Origin of the sequence: Collinsella aerofaciens (assembly GCF_028206795.1) — a bacterium.
GTDB classification, from domain to species: Bacteria; Actinomycetota; Coriobacteriia; order Coriobacteriales; family Coriobacteriaceae; genus Collinsella; species Collinsella aerofaciens_AX.
Genome location: NZ_JAQLFJ010000005.1, coordinates 37,992 through 57,486, shown reverse-complemented (window position 1 = coordinate 57,486; position 19,495 = coordinate 37,992). Strand labels below are relative to the sequence as shown.

Here is a 19,495-nt window from a genome sequence, read left to right as displayed (position 1 = left end):
ATAGCGTATCGCGCAAAAAGCGGGGCCGCTGGCGATGTTGCCAGCGACCCCGCTTTGTTTCGTCCCATTGCGCCCGGCTAGTCCTCGAGCAGGTCCTCGATAAAGCCGACACGGTAGTTCTTGAAGATTACCTCGCCGCCGTCTTGCGTGGCGTCCAGATCGACATCGCCCATGATGCCAAAATCGTGGTCGCCATCCTCGTCAGCAAAGATCTGGTGCACGTGCCATACGTGCGCGGTCTTCTCGTCGGACTCGTCGATGGAAAACATCGCGGCGCTGCGGGCATCTCCGTCGGTGAGGATTTCCTCGTGCTGCTCGTGGTAAGCGTCGAGTGCTTTTTGCCAGCGGATCTCGCTCATGCCCCAGTCGTCGTCGAGCTCGCCCAGGTCGCGAACGTGCTCGCGGGCGGCAAGGGTCACGCGGCGGAAGAGCGCGTTGCGCACCAACAGCGTGCAGCCGCGGCGGTCCGCCACGACCTCGTCGATGCCCTGCGGCGGCGCAGCATCGAGGGCTGCCGGGTTGCCGGCGTTCTCCCACTCGTCCACCAGGCTCGAGTCCACCGAGCGCACCACAAAGCCGAGCCACGAGATAATGTCGCGCAGACGCTCGTCGCGCTTCTCGATGGGCACGGTGCGGTCGAGCGAACGGTAGGCCTCTGCCAGGTAACGCAGCAAAATGCCCTCGGAACGGGCGATGCCGAGCTTTTGAATGTAACCCTTAAAATCGCTCGCGCTTTCCAGCATATCGCGCAGGACGCTTTTGGGAGAGAGCTGGTAGTCGTTTGCCCAGGGCACTTCCTGGCAGTACTTGTCGAAGGCGGCGTCGAGCAAGTCCTCGAGCGGTTTTTCGTAGGTGACATCCTGGATGCGCTCCAGGCGTTCCTCATATTCGACGCCGTCAGCCTTCATTTCGGCCATCGCGCGGTCGCGCGCTGCGCGCTCCTGAGCGCGCAGCACCTGCTTGGGATCCTCGAGCGTTGCCTCGACCATCGAGATCAGGTCCATGGTATAGGTCTCGCTCTCGGGATCGAGCAGCTCCAACGCGGCAAGCAAAAACGGCGAGAGCGGCTGGTCGAGCGCAAAGTCCTCGGGCAGGTCGACCGTCAGTGCGTAGTCGATGTCCGGCGCGGCGTCAGCCGGAGCGTCGGGTGCGGGCGGCACCTCGGTGCGCACGACGACGCCGGAATCGATGAGCGTGGCGAAGATCTCGTCGGCACGAACCTCGAGCTTAGCCTTTTCCTCGGGGGTCTGCAGGCTCGTCTCGATGAGGTCGTGTACGCGGGCTCGGGCATCGCCACCCTGCTCGACCACGCTAATCACCATGGAGTGCGTGATGCGCAGGCGCGGCTTGAGTGTCTCGGGCTGCGTCTCGATCAGGCGCTCGAACGTCTGCTTGTTCCAGGTGACAAAGCCCTCGGGGGCCTTCTTTTTTTTAATCTTGCGGAGCTTTTTGGGGTCGTCGCCCGCCTTGGCCATAAGCTTGGCATTCTCGATCTCGTGCTCGGGTGCCTCGGCGATGACCATGCCCTCGGTATCGAAGCCCGAGCGGCCGGCACGACCGGCAATCTGATGGAACTCGCGGGCGCGCAGACGACGCATCTTATAGCCATCGAACTTGGTGAGCGCGGTGAGCACCACGGTGTGGATGGGCACGTTGATACCGACGCCGAGCGTATCGGTGCCGCAGATGACGGGTAGCAGGCCCTGCTGCGCCAAGCGCTCGACCAGCAGGCGGTAGCGCGGCAACATGCCAGCATGGTGCACGCCGACGCCGCATCCGAGCAAGCGCTTGAGGATTTTGCCGAAGGCCGTCGAGAAGCTCGTGCCCTTGGCCGCCTCCTTGATGGCCTCGCGCTGCTCCTTGTTGGCAATGCCAAAATTGGCGAGCGACTGTGCCGTCGCAAGTGCGGCATCCTGGCTAAAGTGCACGATATAGAGTGGGGCCTCGTCGCGGCGCATGGCGAGCTCGACCGTGCCCTCGAGGGAGGTCGTCACATAGTCGTAACTCAGCGGAACAGGACGCGGGGCGTCGACGACCAAGTCGCAAGCAGCGCCGGTGTGCTCCTCGAGTGAGGCGGCGATGGCAGTGACATCGCCGAGCGTGGCGCTCATGAGCATGAATTGCGTGTGAGGCAGGGTGAGCAGCGGCACCTGCCAGGCCCAACCGCGATCGGGGTCGGCAAAGTAGTGGAACTCGTCCATGGCGACGCAGCCAACATCGGCATCTTCGCCCTCGCGTAGTGCGTCGTTGGCGAGGATTTCTGCCGTACAGCAGATGACGGGCGCCTTGGTGTTGATATGCGTGTCGCCGGTGATCATACCGACGTTATCGCGGCCGAGCACCTGCACAAGGTCGAAAAACTTCTCGCTGACCAGAGCCTTGATGGGGGCCGTGTAATAGCAGCGTTTGCCCTGTGCCATGCCCATAAAGAGCATGCCCAGCGCGACAAGCGACTTGCCCGATCCGGTCGGCGTGCCCAGAATGACGTGATCGCCGGCGGCTAGATCCATGAGGGCCTCTTCCTGGTGGTCCCACAGCTCAATACCGCGATCGCTCGTCCATTCAAAGAAGCGCTCGAAGGCCTGGTCGGGCGTGAGCCACGGTTCGGGCTCGCTGCCGTCCTCGGGCTCCCACCAGGTGGGGGAGAGCGCACCGAGTGAGCCGAATTCGGCTTCGGTTCCCGTGCCGCCCGAGAATGAACTGGCGGCTCCGGCACCGGGGACGGTGCTGGCGGCGATATCTGTCGTGGTCTGTGCCATGTGTTTGCTTTCTCTCGCGATTGTCCGCCAACTATTATGGCGTAGCGTCGCATCGATGCGTTCGCAGGCAAGAAAATGCAGGAAATGGGCGTTCTGCCCAGCCGTTTAGTGTAGTCGCTAGCCAAGTGAGTAGACTTTTTGCGATATTGCGAGCACATGACTTTTGCGCAAGGGTTCTACCTGCGGTTTTATGTTTCGCTATGCGGGCTGTGCCTGGCTATTGCAAAAAAGTCTACTCACTTAGGTTTGAGGGCCGTTCGCTGGCGCCAATTTGCGCTTGTTTGCCGACGCCGCGACCATCAGAAGCCCCTAGGACTCTTGCGGCAGGCGCTTCTTGCCTTTGCGGGCGCGGTTTCTAAAGTTCTCGACGGCCTCTTCCATGCCCAGAGGTACATAGGTGAGCTCATCGAGGTTTTCGGGCAGGTAGCAGGCAAGGCTTTGCTCCTGCGCGCGGCCCGCCGCGAGCTGTTCATTGCTGGGCTGCGCGCCGGGTGTGGCGCAAATGCCATAGACGACGGCACCCATCTCGCGCGTGCGGCATTCGTACTCGGTCTCGGGATGCTCGGGATGGTCGCGGCGGACGTCGTCGCTTACCCAAAGCGTGTCGTAGCCGGCCGCGGCAAACTGCCCCAGGGCGTAGTCGCGCAATGGCTTACTGTCGGTTCGCAGTGTGACGGTGGCGCCGGCTGAAAAGAGCGGGCGGTAGAGCATCAGATGGTCGACATGGACGAGTCGTTTTTTGGCGTACTTGGCCTTGGGCTGCGGCGTGGGAAAGTTAATGGTAATGGCATCGAGCTCGCCTGCGGCAAACAGCTGCGGCAGCGATGCGGCGCCTCGGGGCAGGACGAGTGCGTTGGACAGCTCCTGCTCGCAGATTTTCTGTGCGGCATAGGCGATGCAGATGGGCTCCTGGTCCATACCGATAAAGAGGGTGTTTGGCTCGTGGGCCGCGCGCTCTACAAGGTACGTTCCCTTGCCACAGCCAAGATCCAGGTGAAGGTGTTCGAAGGGCTTGCTGCCAACTGGCGCGCAAGCCTCGCGCCAATCTCCGGCATAGGCCTCGGGGTTCGTCTCAATCGCATCGGCGTAGCGCTCCAGGCGCTCCTCGAGCACAAAGTTCTTAGGCGTGCGAACGTGGACGGCTCCCATGAGGCTCCTTGATCATGAGTATGGAACGCATGGCAGCACGTTCCATCAATGGGTTGAAAAGGGTGGGGCATAGCTTGCCCGAAAGTTGCGGTGCGGCTCGGCGGCAAGTCGCCGATGCCTACAGGCGCTTGAGAATCACGTAACGGTTGAGCTCGCCGCTGCGACCGTCGGCATGGAAGCGCTCAAGCTCGCGCACGGGGACCTCGCCGCTCTTGTAGAATGTGCGCACGCCGCGCACCAGGTCGGTGATCTGCTGATCGTCAAAGTGATGGCAATAGCGGTAGGCGTGGCGGTCGTTTTGCCAGCCAATGAGGTGGTCGCCGGCTTCAAACTGCGCGGAATCGTAACTTTCAAACGGCGGGGTGAGCTCGGCGCGGGCTTCGGCGCGAACGGCCTTGCGCGCCATGCGCTCGTCGTTCATAAACTCCCAAAAGCTGATGGCGATGATGCCGCCTGGGCGCGTCTGGCGCACCAGGGCGTCGAGCACGCGTACGCGGTACTCGCACGACGGCACGTGGTGCATAAAGCCAAAGCAGACCGAGATGTCGGCGAGCGGGGCGTCGAAAAGCACGTCGGGTGTCTCGGCGGGGTTGAGCTTCATGAGGGCATCGAGTACGTCGAGTTCCTGGAAGTGCAGGTTGGGAATGCGCAGGGCGTGACCGTGCGCATCGATAGCCAAATCCTGACACGAGTCAACACCATAGAACTCAAACGGGCAACTGGCGTCTGCCGAGGGGTTTGCGCCGTCGACGCCCTTGGCGGAAAGTGCGCCGCCGGCGGCAAAGTTCTCGAATCGCATGTTGCCGCAGGCAAGATCGAAGACGCGGACGGGATGCTCGATCGTGGCGACGTCGAGCTGCTCGAGCGCTATGTCCATGGTGCGTACCCAGCCGGGCCACGGTGCCTGGCGCGTATCGGAGAAGGAGGCGGAGTGCTCGCGATAGAACGTATTGTTGAGCTGAATGAGCGATGAGGCGAAATCGCGGTTCACGGCGCGGAACTCCCTCCGTTGGCGGTGCGGAATAAACAGTACGACCATACTACCGTTAACGCCGCAACGGGGACAACCGAGCTGCGGGTCATTGCTTTGTTTGGACACATTTCCGCAGCTCATATATGCCCGCAACCGCCGGTTGTCAAAAATCTCACTAGAATAGGTGGCATGCTTTTGGCGGTGGCGGATAGATTTTTAACTGTGCAAGGCGCCTTAAGAACAAAAACGGTCCGGCGGCACGGCTGGCATCGCATAGGAGGAACCATGAATGTAGAAACTGCGCAGCGGCTCGCCGACCTTCGTCGCAGCAAGGGTTTTAGCCAAGAAGGGCTGGCGCGAAAGCTGGGGCTGTCGCGCCAGGCGGTCAGTAAATGGGAGCGTGCGGAGAGCTCGCCCGATACCGAGAACCTGATCTCGCTCGCAAAACTCTATGGTGTGAGTTTGGATGAGCTCCTTAATCCGAGCGATGAGATCGAGGACGATATCGAGTTTGAGAACGAGGACCGCGCCCGTCAGCGCGAGGCCGAGGCAGCGGAGCGCGCCCGTACCCATGAGGCAGCGGCACGTGCTACCGAGGCGGCAACACAGGCGAGTGATGCCGCCGCCAAGGCGGCGCAAGCGGCAAGCTGGAGCGCGCAGGCCGCCAATGCCGCTACGGCGCAGGTGACGAGTGGCGGCGCAGCTGGCTCGACTCCGGTGAAAGGTCCGTTCCAGTCGTTTCCGTATTGGGCCGTGTGCTGGCTGCTGTTCTTTTTGCTGATGTTCCTGTTTGGTGGCTCCTTTGCCGCGCTGATCTTCTTTACAATCCCCATCTATCACTGGGTGGCGCGTGCGCTCGATGGCGATTGGGCACGCGGGGATATTCAGGTTGGTCCGGCGCCGGAGGCGGCTAAGGCTCAGGATGTTTCCGCTGCGGTTGATACTGACGTGGCTTCCTCGACCGCCGCTGAGCCGAGCGCCAAAGAAGGTGATGAATGATGAAGCTCTCGCATGAGTCCAAGGTCCGCCTGGGCGTCGGTATCGGAGCGTTCGTGCTCATCATCGGGCTTATCTTTGGCACTTCGCGGATATTGTTTCATTTTGATGGCCCGTGGGATCTCGGCGATATTGCATCCGGTTTGTCCGGTATGGACGATGTGGTTGACGGGGACGATTCTTTGGATGGCGGTAACTATTCCGCTCAGTCTCGGCAGCTTTCGAGCGAAACCTTCGATGCCGACTCATTCCAGTCCCTTGACCTGGATGTGACGTCGGGTACGGTCGATATTAAGTACGTTTCCGATGGACCGGTGCGTGTCATCGAGAGTGGTCGCGTTGCAAAAGGAGTAACTGCTTACGATGCTGCCACGCAAAATCTGGCCGAGATTAGGGGCTCTACGCTCAAGATTAACCAGTTCGACTGCGATGACGAGCGTGCGCTTGACCGTACGGTCACCATCGAGCTGCCGCGCGAGCTTGCCGATAACATGATGGACATTTCGGCGAATGTGGGGTCGGGGGATCTGACGATTACGGACATTGCGTGCCACGACTTCGATTTGACGTTGGACTCGGGAGACGTCGAGTTTACGGGTACCGTGACCGATACCCTGAATGCCGAGGTCGGTTCGGGCGATGTGACGTTCGAGCTCTACCAGGCCCCCGCGAAGTCGATGGACGTGAGCGTGGGCTCGGGCGATGTGGAGATGACGGTTCCGAACTCGACGGGCTTTAAGGCGAGCCTCACCTTGGGCAGCGGCGACTTCGAGAGCGATTTCCTTCCGCTTGGCTACGACGGCGAGACCGTTTTGAATCTTGAATTCGATAACGGCGATAAGTCTGCCACGTATCGTTTTGAGGTCGGTTCGGGCGACATGTCGTTCGAATCGGTGTGACATGCGGTTTTCGGAGATCGGTGCATATAGGCATGCTCTTTGATGGAGGCGCCGGGGCCGTGACTGGCTCCGGCGCCTTTGCCTTTACAATGGGGGCATGGAACAGATTATTTTGAACATACTCGAGGCTCTGCGTCGCGGCGAGACCGTGGACGACAAGGCACTCGTCAAGCTGATACATGCCGAGGCGCGCCGTGAGGGCGCCGACAAACGCGATTTGGCCAAGCGCCGCCTGCTGCCGTTTTACCAGCGGGTGAAGCGCGAGGAGCCGGCTCGTTGGGCTGGATGGAATGTCGATGCCGATCTGGAACGCCAACTGCTGCAGGTGCTGCGTATGAAGCCGCGCCGAACGGCCTCGGGCGTGGCGACCATTACCGTCATCACCAAGCCCTGGCCATGCTCGGGCGATTGCCTGTTTTGCCCCAACGATCTGCGCATGCCCAAAAGCTACCTGCACGCCGAGCCGGCGTGCGCCCGTGCGGAGCAAAACTGCTTCGATCCATATCTGCAGGTGAGCGCCCGTTTGACGGCGCTTTCGCAGATGGGGCATGCGACCGACAAGATCGAGCTCATCGTGCTCGGCGGTACCTGGAGCGACTATTCGCAAGGGTATCAGGCATGGTTTATGTCGGAGCTCTTCCGTGCGCTCAATGATGATGCGGTGGCGGGCGTGGCGGCAAACCCCATGTTGGCGCGTCCGGGCATCAGCCGTGCCGAGGCGGGGCGCCTGCTCGATGACGCTCCCGCCGATGCCCTGCCGCCGGTGGTAACAGAGCGCCGCGAGCGCTATCGGGCTGCCGGCATTGCGACAGACGAGGCCAAGCTCGCTGCCGGCGTTGCCGACGAGCAGGAGCGTGTGGATGTTGCCGTGGGCGGCTATAACCGCGCGGTGCGTCGTCTGTACGGCCCCGGTACGCCGTGGGGCGAGGTCACCGAGTGGCAGACGGCAACGATGGAGGAGCTCGAGCGTCAGCAGCGCATCAACGAGACGGCGAAGCATCGCGTGGTGGGACTCGTTATCGAGACGCGCCCCGATGCCGTAACGCCGCAGGCCCTCACGCTTATCCGCCGTCTGGGCTGCACCAAGATTCAGATGGGTATCCAGAGCCTCGACCAGCATTTGCTCGATATCAACGAGCGTCGCATTTCGGTGGCGCAGATCGAGCGGGCGTTTTCGCTTGCGCGCCTGTTTGGCTTTAAGATCCACGCGCATTTTATGCTCAACTTGCTGGGCGCCACGCCCGAGGGGGACAAGCGCGACTACGAGCGCTTTATGACCGAAGGGGCCTTTATGCCCGACGAGGTCAAGGTTTACCCGTGTGCGCTCATCGAGGGCTCGCGTCTGGTGGGCTGCTATGAGCGTGGCGAGTGGCGCCCCTATACCGAGGAAGAGCTGCTCGATGTGCTGGCCGACGACATCGTGGTGACGCCGGCGTTCTGCCGCATCAGCCGTATGATTCGCGACTTTAGCTCCGACGACATCATGGTGGGCAACAAGAAGCCCAACCTACGTCAGCTCGTCGAGAACCGCCTGGCTGCTCGGGGTGACGGTGCGACGGTGCGTGAGATTCGCTATCGCGAGATCAGCACGGCGGGTGCCGACCTGGACGAGTTGACCCTTGATGAGGAAGTGGCGTACGAGACGCCGGTGACTTACGAGCACTTTTTGCAATGGGTGACGCCGCGGGGCAAGATCGCGGGCTTTTTGCGGTTGTCGCTGCCCGATCGCGCTTTTGTTGCCGCGCATGTGGACGAGCTGCCGACGACGCCGGACGAGGCGATGATTCGCGAGGTGCACGTGTACGGTATGGCGGCGCGCGTGGGCGACCAGGGTCAGGCGGCGCAGCACCATGGATTGGGACGTTTGCTCGTGGAGCGTGCGTGCCAGATAGCTCGGGATGCCGGTTATACGCACATCAACGTGATCAGCGCGATTGGTACGCGCGAGTACTATCGCCATCTTGGGTTTTATGACCATGGACTCTATCTGCAGAAGGAGCTCTAGATGAACAAGCCAAGTGTTTCTGCCGGCGTCGTTGCCGGCGTTGCCCTGGGAGCCGCGGCGCTTGGTGCGGCCGCCGTCGCTGTTCGCGCTGCCTGTTTGCAGGTCGCGAGGACCCGCAACGGGCTGGCGCGGGTGAAGCGCATGCACAATGAGGGCGGTGACGAGGTCCGTGTGCTCGTGCAGGGCGGCGTCTACCAAAGCGCGAGCTATGTTGGCGATCGTTGGGCGGAGCCGGCCTTTGCGTACTATCGTGCATTTGACGATGTGTTTGAGGCCGAGGATGCAATGCGCGACGCTTATGGTCACGGCATCGACCGCATGCTTATGCTCGGCGGCGGTGGGTTTTCCTATCCCAAGTTTGCACTGTTGTCGCATGAGGGCTTGCGTATGGACGTCATCGAGTATGACGGAGAGATAACGCGCTTGGCGCGCCGTTGGTTCTATCTGGATGAACTGGAGCACACGGTGGGCGATCGCCTGCGGGTGATTACCGCCGAGGCTCGCTCGTATCTGGGTGTGACGAGCGTGGGCCATCGTCGCTACGACGTCGTTGTGAGCGACTGCTTTGGCGGTGCCGAGCCTGTGCGCGAGCTGGCGACCGTTGAGGCGCTGCGCCTGGTGCGGGGCAGCCTGAATGCCGGCGGCATCTACGTTGCCAATATCGTGAGCGCAAACGAGGGGAGCGATGTGACGTTCCTGCGCGATTGCGTTGCCACGGCACTTGAGGTGTTCAACCGCGCTTGGGTGGCGCCTTGTGGCGATACGGAGTTCGGCGGCGAGGAGAACTACCTGCTCATCGCCAGCGACGGCGACTACGCCTTTGCCGAAGCCGTGCCCTTCGACACCGACTTCCTCGGCACCGTCCTTCACGACAAGTAAGTCTCCCCGTCCCAAAAAAGACTGGTCTTAGGCGTGGTCGCGCCAGCCGAGAACGCGCCGCTTCATACCCTCGATGTCGAGCACGCCTTCGGCAAAGCCCTTGCGCACGAGCTCTTCGGGAACAAACTCGTCGTAGCGGTCAAAGTAAGGCACCTCGCCAGGATAGACGAGCTCGATGGGATCGAAGTCCTTTTCGGCCTCGGCGGCGAGCACCTCAAAGAACGTCTCCTCGTCGGCCTTCATCTTAAACTGCATAAAGTACGGGCGTGACGGATCGAGCCCGCGAAGGCCCAGCTCCGCGGCACATTTAATCTTGAGCATGCGCTCGAGCGCCAAAAAGGCGTAGCTGCCCAGCCAGGGGAAGAGCACCCAGGTATCGCCGCCCAGGTTAATGAGCGGCTTGGTTCCCGCCCCCGAAATCTCGGCGGTATGACGAGCCTGCGCCAAGCGGGCCCGTGCGTTACCCATAAGGTACGGATATGTCGCGTGCTCGTTGAGCGCCTTGCGCATGCGCTCGAGCACATGCGTGTTAATGTCGCCGGGGCAGTCGCCAAAGTAGGCCGGCACCCGGCCCTTGACCTGCGTGGCAAAGACAGTGTGGCGCTTCCAGTCCACTTCCTCGACAATCCAACAGTGTCCGGCGATGGCGATGCGCTCACCGGGCGGGGGCGGATTAACGATCGTGCCCAGCTCGGCCGATTCGCTCCGGACGGTAAACTCCTCGTTTTCCTGGAACACGGCGTAGAACTTAAAGTTGTTGATGATGCGCTCGCCCGCGAGACCCACGATGAGCCCGCCACCTTCGGTGACCTGGATATGGTCGATCTTAATGAGGTGACGTAGCAGCACGCGGTAATCGTCTGCCGAGACACGGTGGAAATAGCTGAGCGTGAGCACGCGCTGGGCAAGTTCGGCCGGCGTGAGCTCGCCGGTGCTGGTGAGGGTCGACATAGTCTGGTGATAGAGCAGGCTGTAGGGGAGACGATCGAGCTTGGGTGGCTCGACCCACTTTTCCTCGCGATAGAGTTGTACGAGCGCGATACCCTGCAGGAGCTTCCAGGGAATGGTTTCGGGCATCATCGTGCGCGGCTCGGGCTCTTCCTCGCGCATGACAAACCACATCTCGGGCGGAAGATCGCGACGGCCCGTGCGCCCCATGCGCTGCAAAAAGGAGCTAACGGTAAACGGCGCGTCAATCTGGAAGGCGCGCTCCAGGCGGCCGATATCGATACCGAGCTCCAACGTAGAGGTGGTGACGGTTGTCTGCGTCTGCTCCTCGTCGCGCATGAGCTCCTCGGCCGTCTCGCGTAGCGATGCCGAAAGATTGCCGTGATGGATGAGAAAACGGTCGGGCTCGTGCCGGCTCTCGCAGTAGCTGCGCAGCATGGAGCACACGGCCTCTGCCTCCTCGCGCGAGTTGGCAAAGACCAGGCATTTGCGGCCGCGCGTATGCTCAAAGATATAGCCCATGCCGGGGTCGGCGTTGTCGGGCGCCGTGTCGGTGGGGTTGAGAAGCGCCTGCTCGGTCGCTCGTGGGATGTCGACTTCGCCCTCGGGGGCCGAGGAAGTGCGACGGTCTTTGGGAGCGGCCTTGCCCCGCGCCTGCTCACGACGTTGACGGTGTTCTTCCTGTGTAAGCTGTCCGCTGTGGCACATGTCTTGTCCGGATGCGGGCAGCGCCGCGGGCGCCGCCGTCTCAATACGCTCGCAAGCAAGCACCTCGGCTTCTTGTGGACCTGTGCCTACGAATCCTCGTTGCTGAGCCTGGGGGCCCGAGTTGTAGAAGTGCTCCATGGAGATGCGCCACACGCGGTGCGGTTCCTCAAAGCGGGGGATAACGCAGTCGCGCCCCGTTCCCTGCGAGAGAAAGGCGCCCGTGCGCTCGGGGTCGCCGATGGTGGCCGAAAGGCCAATGCGACGGGGCTGCACGCCTGCCATGCGCGAGAGGCGCTCGATAAGACAGAGCGTCTGCCCGCCGCGGTCGCCGCGCATGAGCGAATGGACTTCGTCGATAACCACATAGCGCAGGTCGCAAAACATGCGCGGGATCGCCATGTGCTTATGGATCAGGAGCGCCTCGAGCGACTCGGGCGTAATCTGTAGGATGCCGCTCGGTTTTTTGATGAGTTTGGCCTTGTGTGATTGCGAGACATCGCCATGCCAGTGCCAGACGGGGATATCGGCTTCTTCGCACAGGTCGTTGAGGCGGACGAATTGGTCGTTGATGAGCGCCTTGAGGGGGCCAATGTAGAGGGCGCCCACGCTTGCGGGCGGGTTCTCCCAAAACTCGGTCAGGATGGGAAAGAAGGCTGCCTCGGTTTTGCCGGAAGCCGTGGATGCCGTCAGGAGCACATTATCTTGCGTGTTAAAGATGGCATCAGCTGCTGCAACCTGGATAGAGCGTAGGCTCTCCCAATCGTGGGAGTAGATGAAGTCTTGGATAAACGGGGCGTAGCGGTCAAAGGCGTTCACGGGGCCTCCTTTCAACAACGAATCTCTCAACGCGGCTGGCAACGGCTTGCTGCATTACTGCTTCAACGTTTGCCCAGATAAAACCTGCCAAAATAAACCTGTCCCTTTTTGGTAGGTTAGATGGTGAACTCGGCGAAGTTGCGGTTGCCGCCTGCGGTGCCGGTGTCGCCTGTTGCGGCTGCCGGCGCCAGCGCGTCGCCGCCGACGCTTTGCAGCAGCTCGGCCACATTTGCATCGGGGTTCTGACACAGGATATCGAGCAGCTCGATAAAGTCACGGATAACCTCACGCGGCGTCAAGTGCGTATCGGTTCCCACGCGGCCGAACTCAATCTTGAGAAAGTCCACCAAGTCGTTTTCGGCAAGCGTGGGCGTCCAGCCAAAGTAGCCGGCATGGATCTGCATGAGTTTTTCGATGAGCACCAGTAGCTCCTCGTAGGTGAGTGGCTGCAGGCGGATGATGGGCGCGAGCATGTCCTTAAGGTCTTCGCGCGCAAAGCGGCCCTGAGCGAGTCGGCTGCGCAGGGCCTCGTAGGAGAACACGCCGCGGCGGCGGTCTTCGATGGAGGTTGGCGTGCCGCCCATGATCATGCCCAGGTACTGCGCCTTGCCCTGGAGCGTGTCGTTGTACATAGTCAGGATCTTCTCGTAGTTGTATTGGCGCGTGATGGCGTTGGGAATCTTATACAGATTCACGAGCTCGTCGATGAGCACCAGCATGCCCTTGTAGCCACTGCAAACCAAAAAGCGCGCAATGAGCTTAACGTAGTCGTACCAGTCGTCATCGCTGATGATGGTCGAGGAGCCCAGCTCGGCGCGTGCCTCGCTCTTGGTGCGGTATTCGCCGCGAATCCATTTGGTCACGCGGCTCATGGTCTCTTCGTCGCCCCCGGATGCGGCCATGCGATAGCGGCGGAGCATGCGGGTGAAGTCGAAGCCGTGGACCATCTCCTCGAGCGGGGCCAGTTGGGCATTGACGACCGACTCGTCGACGTCGGCACACGAGGCGACCCAGCGATCCAGAATAAGGTTGAGCGCACCGCCCTCGGGGCGCGTCTTGGTCGATATATTGCGGATGAGCTCGCGGTAGGTGGCAAGGCCCTGTCCCTGACCGCCCTGCAGGCGGCGCTCGGGCGACAGGTCGGCATCAGCGACGACGAACCCCTCGCCCATGGCGTGCGTGCGGATAGTCTGGAGCAAAAAGCTCTTGCCGGCGCCGTAACGACCGACCAGAAAGCGGAAGCTCGCGCCACCGTCGGCGATGAGACTCAGATCGGTGAGCAGGGCGCGGATCTCGACCTCGCGCCCTACGGTGATGTAAGGAAGGCCGATGCGCGGGACCACGCCGCCCTTGAGCGAGTTGAGAATGACGGCAGCGACGCGCTTGGGCACACGAGGTGCTGCGGATGCGGTATCACTCATGGTCTAGGTATCCTCTCACGTCTGCTTCGTAGTCCTCGATAATCTGCGGCCCTGCTGCGCTAAATTCAATTACGGTGTCGCCCACCAGGTCAAAGAGCGCCTCGTTGATGGTATCGACGAGCATGTCCTCGCTCTGCTCCGATTGCACTACCGCCGATTCCGCCTGTACTGCGTTGTGCTCGAGCAGAGCGCGGAGATAGGCGTTTGCGGCGGGCGCGAGTTCGTTTGTGGCGTCAGCGGGCGTAGCAGCTGCGAACGTGGGCGTCGGCGCGAGAAGCGGTGCCACGACACCAAACTGTTCGGTGGATATGGTCGGCTCGTCGGACTCGTCCTGCCCTGCAGCCGCCGCGACCGCCTCGACCATCGCGTCGGCTACGGGCTCGGCTTCCGGTTGCCCTGAGTCCGCTGCCTCGGCTTCTGCGGACGAGCCGTCCTCGCGTTCCTCGTCAATCAAAAGCGCCTCGCGCGTTTGTGCGGCGGCGCTCCGAATATGCCCCAGCTGACTCAGATCGATATCGATCTTGACGGGCTGGTGTGCGGCGTCCCACGAAAGCCATGCCACAATCTCGTCATCGATAATCTTGGCCAGATATTTGGGGACCTTTTCTTCCTTAAGGGGATGGGCAGGGTCCAGCGCCAGGCGCAGGCGTTGGTCGCAGGCGCGCATCATTTCACCGAGCTTGCTGCTCTTTTGCCTACTACCGTGGATACGCATGCATTCCCAAAAGCCGTTTTGGCAACGGTAGATATGGATGGGGTCCAGACGGTATTCGCAGTCCTCGTGGCGCTCGGGCGCAAAGAATACGGCCGAGGCAAACATGGTGTAGGGCATTGCCGTCTCCTCCCCAAATAAACTTGCCACGATGCCGGTCTTTCGGTGCGTGTCATAGTAGCGCGCCATGCGGACATACACGGCGCACGCCACGTGGCGCAGATCGCGGTGGTGGCTGCGGTCGAGCCGCGAGCTACTTAGGTTGTACGTGGAGAGGGCGTTGATGGCGGCCATGAGTCGCTCCTCGCGCACCTCATCGGGCGGAAGGGGGAGCGTGGGCTCGGAGGTTTTGCGACGCTTAGGGGTCTGGCCGGACGGTGCCGGTACAAGGTCTCGTGCCGCGCGCCGCAGTTCGATAAGGGCGTTATCGAACATGACGGTTTTAGAGTCGCGAAGCAGCTTGGGGTCGAGCCCGTGGAACACGGCGTAATCTTGCAGCCACACGCGCGCAAACCGGTCGATGCCGGGCTCGAAGGCGCGATAGACATCCCAAAAAGCCCTGATCTTGTTAAAACCATCGAGTGGATCATCTACGCCAATGCCGCAGATCAGCTCATAGAGATACAGAAAGGCAAAGGACGTAGACGTTTCCTCGACGGTTCCGCGGCGCACTTGGGCACGCCAGGTAAAGTAGCCGCGCAGCTGCCGGTCGCTCATGGCGTTGTAGGTGGGAAAGCACGACTTAAAGGTGCCGTTGTAGGGACAGTCGTCCTCAAAGTCGGCCATCAGCAGGCCCTGGCGGTAAAAAAGCTCGGCTTCCGAAAGCCAGCGGCCCGCACCGCCCTTGGGGTCATCCTGCCAGCGCGATATCTCGCGCATTTTACGGTACTGGTCGGGGAGGAAATTCTGCATCTGTCGGCCGGTTTTGAGAATCGGCTCGTCTGCGTAGGTTTCGTTTGAGAAGCGGGCGGACTGATGGGTCCGGGCCTCGGCCATGATGCGCTCGATGAGCATCTTGATGTCCTGGTCGGCCACCGCTCCTCCTCTCGAACACAGCTACGGTGACCTCATATCATAGCACAGCATCAAACAGATGTTCGAGATGCCGCTGCGTTGGTAGATTTAGAACAGGAGGGCGTAGATGACGGCGATGACGACGGAGGGAAGCATATTGGCCGTGCGGAAGGTCTGAGGACGGATGAGGTTGACGCCGACACAGAAGATGAGCATGGAACCTACGAGCGAAAGGCTGTTGAGGGCAGCTGTGGTCATGATGGGGGAGAGCGCGCCGGCAAACAACGTGATCGTCCCCTGGAACACGGCGACGGGCAGGGCCGAGAAGATGCAGCCGCGGCCAAGCGAGGCCGTCATGGTGCAGACGATGATGCAGTCCAGTGCGCCCTTGAGGGCAAGCGTTGACCAGTCGCCGAGCAGACCGTCCTGGATCGATCCCACAATGGCCATGGCGCCAATGCACACGGTGAGTGAAGTCGAGACAAAAGCGTTGGTGAACTCGTTATCGCCCTCACTGCCAGTCTTGCGCTTGAGCCATTCGCCAAGGTTCTCGATGGCGGCTTCCAAGTTGACGGCCTCGCCGATGAGCGAGCCGAGCGCAAATGAGACGATGAGCATGGTGGTACCGGTGGTCGCTAGCGCCTTTCCATCGATGATGAGCATCTTTTGCATGGTGCCGCCCAGGCCGATAAACAGGACGCACAGCCCCGATGCTTTCATGAGCGTGTCTTGGATGCGCGGTGTAATGAAGCGGCCGCCCGCTAATCCCAAAAGACCGCCCGCAACTAAAAGCGCAACGTTGATGATTGTTCCCAAGCCCGGCATGAGCCCTCCTGTATTGATGCCAACGTGGCAATCGTAGCAGAACGAAATGCGAGGCACATCGCGACTCATCTAATACGTTATATAAGTGGTATTAGGAATGATGCGCAGCATTTAAGCCTCAGGTGGTTGTCGGGACATAGGGGTAGTAGTCAAAGCGCAGTGTCATAAGCCGCTGCGGGGATTCAATAGCCGCGGCGATGATATTGGCATCGCGGGCACGATCAAACCCTTCGAGTTCGATCTGATACGAGACGTCTTGCATAATGTCCAGACGTCGCCAGGCTAGAAGTGTGTCGCCATCGAATTCCAAGGTCTTGCCTCCGTCTGGGGCAACGGCGTATAGACGCAGTTTAGCGGTGGTTGCAGGGTCGACAACCGTGACCTTTTTAATTTCGTTTCGAGTATTCTTGGCGCCCAACAAGGTGAGCAGTGTTGGGGCCACGACCTCGCCCGATGGCAAAAAGACGACTTCGATGGATTCGGGAAATGCGATGATGGCCGACTTGCGGACGGGCTGATTGGCGGCGGCAACTTCGATGTTTGCAGCATCGATGACCTCTGTGTGGTCGAGGGCGGCAAGCACGCAGCAGTTACCTTCATCGATCTCCTGAGGATCAGCAAGCCCCAGACTGTCCGCGAGCTCGGGATCGTTTGGACCGGTAGCGGGCTCATTCGGTGCTTCGAAAGAAGCTGGGACGCTGTTTGTCGGCGACGGCGTGTCGCCCGCACCTGCTTCTTTGTCCGTGCTCTCTTCTTGTATGGTTGCGTTGATGGGTTCGTCGTTTGAGGGGAGCGTCTTGGCGTCAAGCGCGGAGGGGACAATCCCGACGGCTCCGGATCCGTTCCACTCCATCTCGAGAAGCGCCGGGTCGGCAAGAATGCGTTGCCTGCCTAGCGTGTGGGTATCGATCGCAATAGGGCCTGCCTCCGTCCCGCGCGTAAGGCTGAGCGATCCGGCTGGCTTCTCGAAATGAATGTCTGTGTCTTCGGTGCTGGCGGCGTAGAACAGCAGGGATGCTTCTCCCGCCGCGATGGCATCGGTGCCCGCCTTGGTCAGCCGCAGCGATGCCGTGAATGAGAGGGTGGGCTGCACATCGTCTGCATTCGCGGCGGCGCAGCCCAGACATATACCGCCTCCTTTCTCGAAAAACGCACCGTCGAAGGCGACCTTCGCTCCGTTCGCCGAGTCATCGACCGAAGCGATATCGATGCGCAACCCCAAATCGCACGGATCGCCATCTGCATCGAGCACAATCGAGCGCCACGTGCAGACGGCGCACCCCGCCTGGGAGCCGTTTGCCTTGTTCGAACGATTGATATCCACGACTATCGAGCCGTCCGTATTACGACGAAGGCATCCCGAGGTTGAGATTGCGGCCTGTGCGAACGAAAAACGCTTGCACGCAATGGCGCTCGACGGATTTGGTGCGGAGCTTAGGGCTGCTGGTAAGGAGTCTGCCATGACGGGAGTCGCCCAAGCGGCGACAGGCGTTCCGGTTGCGAGCGCGCCGCAGAGTGCGACGACGGGCAAAAGGTTCTTCGATGCCATGGGGTCTCCTTAGCTAATTTAGTGCGGCCTGTCCGTGTTTCGTTTCTGGCTGCGTTTGATGTGCAGACCGAGGCCGGCGGTTCCCGCGCCTGCTGTCGTGGCGCCTGCTGCCAAGAGCCATCGTCTGTCGTCTGTCTGTGCCAACGGTTCCTTGCAGTTGCCGCGGTCGAGCTCCGAGAGGTCGACCGTCACCTGCGTGGCGGCCTGCGCCTGTTCTTGCTGGGCAAAGGCCATGGCTGGCCCAAACGCTAGGATACTGACGGCGGTGGCCAGGGCGACGGCCTTATGCCGTGTGCGCACCGGGCTCGACCGTCCAGGTGATCGTTGCAACTTGATCGCCTTCGCCGGTTACGCGGAAGATGTCGCGCGTGACGCGGGCGACGTTTCCGCTTGTCTTGAGCTTAATTTTGTCCGTGCCGCCGGCAATGCCCTGGTAGCCCATGTCGAAGGCTGCATTCTTGGAAAGATCGAGGCCCGTCTCCTGCATTGCGGCGCTGGCGTTCTGGAGTGCGCCGTTGGGGCCGACCTTAAAGTCGATGGAATTCTGCGCGGTTCCGGCCTTGGCGTCGGCGGCAATGGTCCAGGTGTTCATGGCGTCGATCTTCATGTTGGTGACATGGATGCCGTAGGCCGAATGATTGTCGATGGTGGTCGCGTCTTCTGAGGGGCCCTGAAGCGTGCCGTCGGCCTTGGCGACGAAGGGAATAACCGTCGGAACTTTGAACTCTACGTTGTCGATCTCGGTCCTGACCATTACTTTTGTGGTTCCAACGCGCCCGGCTGCCAGAGCTGGCGTCGGGGCGGCGCCCATTGCGAGCGAGAGCGCGAGCCCTGCGCCCACGACGAGCGCTCTGGCTCCGTTCATGTTCCTGGTGATGTCCATGGTCGTTCCTTTCTATTCGCCGCGGGCCGTCCCCGCGATGATTGGACGAATGCTGGTGAATTGCGTGCGGTGCCGCGTCGGTCGAAAAAGCTAGTTCTCGGCTTGCTCAACCCGTACCCTGACACGTGTCGGATTGCCGTGGCTGTCGAGGGTCTTGGCATCGAGTGCCTGGATCTCGATGTATGCCTCGCCTTCTTTGATGTCGCCGGCGGGGCACGTCTCGATTGTCTTGCCGGTCTCGACCACACCGGATTCGTACATGGTCTCGTCGTTTTGGATGACGCGGAATCGCTGGGGAAATTTATTGTCTTGGACGTTTTGCACGTTGACGCGCAGCTTGCCGTCCTCCTGCAGCTGAGCGATCGGTGCGACCGAAATCGTCATCATATTGTCGCGGACGATGGCATCGAGCTCATCTTGGATTTCTTGGCGCGATTTACCCTCTGCCGTCGTGACTGAGGCACCCGCTTCGGGCACGGGCTGCGACTGCCAGGCGTATAGCCCTACGGCGACAAGGGCGCAGACGATAGCCAGGCAGACAACGACGAGTTTCTTGCGACGCCCCAGTCCTGCGAGGCGGGGCGGCTTCTTCGCACTCATGCGGCGTCCTTGGTGGTGTAGACACGTGCGAACGTGGACGGCTCCGCTCCAAAGAGCATGTGAAGCATCAGGCGGCGCGAGTAGATGAGCTCGTCAAAGTCGTGGGGGAGCTCGATGTCGTGGATACGCGCGATGTGGTGGGCGAGCGCCGAGAACGACTCGGGGTCGCAGATAACATCGGTGGTGACGTGGTAGACCGCCGTATCGGGGAGCGCCTCTTCGTCGAAAGGCAGGAGATAGGGATCGTCGTCGACCTCGATGGCGACGCCGTACTGGGGCCAGTAATATGCCATGGGAACCTCCCTGCTTCTGGGACCAAAACTTCTATCGGTTTTGGCTGTCGACGCCGACCGTATCAG

General features: G+C 61.1%; 16 protein-coding genes. 4 read left to right on the top strand and 12 right to left on the bottom strand.

The features are described from left to right. Positions 1 to 77: 77 nt before the first annotated feature. From PMX70_RS04450 to PMX70_RS04440, 3 genes are all read right to left on the bottom strand, one after another. Entirely contained in the window at positions 78 to 2,759 is a 2,682-nt protein-coding gene (locus PMX70_RS04450) for a DEAD/DEAH box helicase (protein WP_117647466.1), read from the bottom strand. Between the two features lie 309 nt (positions 2,760 to 3,068). Continuing rightward, on the bottom strand, positions 3,069 to 3,908 hold the full coding sequence (gene trmB, locus PMX70_RS04445) for a tRNA (guanine(46)-N(7))-methyltransferase TrmB (protein WP_117647468.1): 840 nt from the start codon (positions 3,906 to 3,908) through the stop codon (positions 3,069 to 3,071). Between the two features lie 118 nt (positions 3,909 to 4,026). After that, entirely contained in the window at positions 4,027 to 4,899 is an 873-nt protein-coding gene (locus PMX70_RS04440) for a methyltransferase domain-containing protein (protein ID WP_117563514.1), read from the bottom strand. Between the two features lie 267 nt (positions 4,900 to 5,166). On the opposite strand from PMX70_RS04440, the gene PMX70_RS04435 reads away from it, so the two are divergent. The 4 genes from PMX70_RS04435 (at position 5,167) to PMX70_RS04420 (ending at position 9,660) form a co-directional block, all read left to right on the top strand. Beyond that, positions 5,167 to 5,880, top strand: a complete 714-nt coding sequence (locus PMX70_RS04435; protein ID WP_117640543.1) for a helix-turn-helix domain-containing protein — start codon at positions 5,167 to 5,169, stop codon at positions 5,878 to 5,880. After that, positions 5,880 to 6,776, top strand: coding sequence for a DUF4097 family beta strand repeat-containing protein (locus PMX70_RS04430; protein ID WP_271743003.1), 897 nt, complete (start codon positions 5,880 to 5,882; stop codon positions 6,774 to 6,776). The genes PMX70_RS04435 and PMX70_RS04430 overlap by 1 nt, the downstream gene beginning before the upstream one ends. A 97-nt stretch (positions 6,777 to 6,873) precedes the next feature. Then, on the top strand, positions 6,874 to 8,781 hold the full coding sequence (locus PMX70_RS04425) for an elongator complex protein 3 (RefSeq protein WP_117840168.1): 1,908 nt from the start codon (positions 6,874 to 6,876) through the stop codon (positions 8,779 to 8,781). Then, positions 8,782 to 9,660 (top strand): spermidine synthase, encoded by an 879-nt coding sequence (locus tag PMX70_RS04420; RefSeq protein ID WP_117563509.1) that lies wholly within the window; start codon positions 8,782 to 8,784, stop codon positions 9,658 to 9,660. It begins immediately after the preceding gene. A gap of 27 nt (positions 9,661 to 9,687) precedes the next feature. Here PMX70_RS04420 and PMX70_RS04415 read toward each other — a convergent pair whose 3' ends face one another. The 9 genes from PMX70_RS04415 to PMX70_RS04375 all read right to left on the bottom strand — a co-directional run bounded on the left by PMX70_RS04415 (position 9,688) and on the right by PMX70_RS04375 (position 19,429). Next, a complete protein-coding gene (locus PMX70_RS04415; RefSeq protein WP_271743002.1) occupies positions 9,688 to 12,132 on the bottom strand; it encodes a DEAD/DEAH box helicase in 2,445 nt (814 codons plus the stop codon). 116 nt (positions 12,133 to 12,248) lie between these two features. Continuing rightward, a complete protein-coding gene (locus PMX70_RS04410; protein WP_124786404.1) occupies positions 12,249 to 13,553 on the bottom strand; it encodes an ATP-binding protein in 1,305 nt (434 codons plus the stop codon). Beyond that, positions 13,546 to 15,300, bottom strand: coding sequence for a TerB N-terminal domain-containing protein (locus PMX70_RS04405; RefSeq protein ID WP_271743001.1), 1,755 nt, complete (start codon positions 15,298 to 15,300; stop codon positions 13,546 to 13,548). Before PMX70_RS04405 ends, PMX70_RS04410 begins: the two co-directional genes overlap by 8 nt. Positions 15,301 to 15,387: 87 nt before the next feature. Further along, the gene (locus PMX70_RS04400; protein ID WP_197032801.1) at positions 15,388 to 16,104 is read right to left on the bottom strand and encodes a DUF554 domain-containing protein; all 717 of its coding nucleotides are present in this window, start codon (positions 16,102 to 16,104) and stop codon (positions 15,388 to 15,390) included. A 118-nt stretch (positions 16,105 to 16,222) separates the two neighbouring features. Continuing rightward, positions 16,223 to 17,653 (bottom strand): hypothetical protein, encoded by a 1,431-nt coding sequence (locus PMX70_RS04395; RefSeq protein ID WP_117563506.1) that lies wholly within the window; start codon positions 17,651 to 17,653, stop codon positions 16,223 to 16,225. Positions 17,654 to 17,671: 18 nt separating this feature from the next. Then, positions 17,672 to 17,887, bottom strand: a complete 216-nt coding sequence (locus PMX70_RS04390) for a hypothetical protein (RefSeq protein ID WP_147325407.1) — start codon at positions 17,885 to 17,887, stop codon at positions 17,672 to 17,674. A 49-nt stretch (positions 17,888 to 17,936) separates the two neighbouring features. Then, complete coding sequence (locus PMX70_RS04385) at positions 17,937 to 18,536, bottom strand: hypothetical protein (RefSeq protein WP_117563504.1); 600 nt, start codon at positions 18,534 to 18,536, stop codon at positions 17,937 to 17,939. Positions 18,537 to 18,626: 90 nt separating this feature from the next. Beyond that, positions 18,627 to 19,136, bottom strand: coding sequence for a cell division protein FtsQ/DivIB (locus PMX70_RS04380; protein WP_271743000.1), 510 nt, complete (start codon positions 19,134 to 19,136; stop codon positions 18,627 to 18,629). Beyond that, positions 19,133 to 19,429, bottom strand: coding sequence for a hypothetical protein (locus tag PMX70_RS04375; protein ID WP_271742999.1), 297 nt, complete (start codon positions 19,427 to 19,429; stop codon positions 19,133 to 19,135). The genes PMX70_RS04380 and PMX70_RS04375 overlap by 4 nt, the downstream gene beginning before the upstream one ends. Positions 19,430 to 19,495 lie beyond the last annotated feature (66 nt).

Bases quoted from the DNA above. Each gene is read 5' to 3' on its own strand.
- PMX70_RS04450 (WP_117647466.1), bottom strand. From the start codon at position 2,759: ATGGCACAGACCACGACAGATATCGCCGCCAGCACCGTCCCCGGTGCC.
- trmB (WP_117647468.1), bottom strand. From the start codon at position 3,908: ATGGGAGCCGTCCACGTTCGCACGCCTAAGAACTTTGTGCTCGAGGAG.
- PMX70_RS04435 (WP_117640543.1), top strand. From the start codon at position 5,167: ATGAATGTAGAAACTGCGCAGCGGCTCGCCGACCTTCGTCGCAGCAAG.
- PMX70_RS04430 (WP_271743003.1), top strand. From the start codon at position 5,880: ATGAAGCTCTCGCATGAGTCCAAGGTCCGCCTGGGCGTCGGTATCGGA.
- PMX70_RS04425 (WP_117840168.1), top strand. From the start codon at position 6,874: ATGGAACAGATTATTTTGAACATACTCGAGGCTCTGCGTCGCGGCGAG.
- PMX70_RS04420 (WP_117563509.1), top strand. From the start codon at position 8,782: ATGAACAAGCCAAGTGTTTCTGCCGGCGTCGTTGCCGGCGTTGCCCTG.
- PMX70_RS04410 (WP_124786404.1), bottom strand. From the start codon at position 13,553: ATGAGTGATACCGCATCCGCAGCACCTCGTGTGCCCAAGCGCGTCGCT.
- PMX70_RS04400 (WP_197032801.1), bottom strand. From the start codon at position 16,104: ATGCCGGGCTTGGGAACAATCATCAACGTTGCGCTTTTAGTTGCGGGC.
- PMX70_RS04395 (WP_117563506.1), bottom strand. From the start codon at position 17,653: ATGGCATCGAAGAACCTTTTGCCCGTCGTCGCACTCTGCGGCGCGCTC.
- PMX70_RS04390 (WP_147325407.1), bottom strand. From the start codon at position 17,887: ATGGCCTTTGCCCAGCAAGAACAGGCGCAGGCCGCCACGCAGGTGACG.
- PMX70_RS04385 (WP_117563504.1), bottom strand. From the start codon at position 18,536: ATGGACATCACCAGGAACATGAACGGAGCCAGAGCGCTCGTCGTGGGC.
- PMX70_RS04380 (WP_271743000.1), bottom strand. From the start codon at position 19,136: ATGAGTGCGAAGAAGCCGCCCCGCCTCGCAGGACTGGGGCGTCGCAAG.
- PMX70_RS04375 (WP_271742999.1), bottom strand. From the start codon at position 19,429: ATGGCATATTACTGGCCCCAGTACGGCGTCGCCATCGAGGTCGACGAC.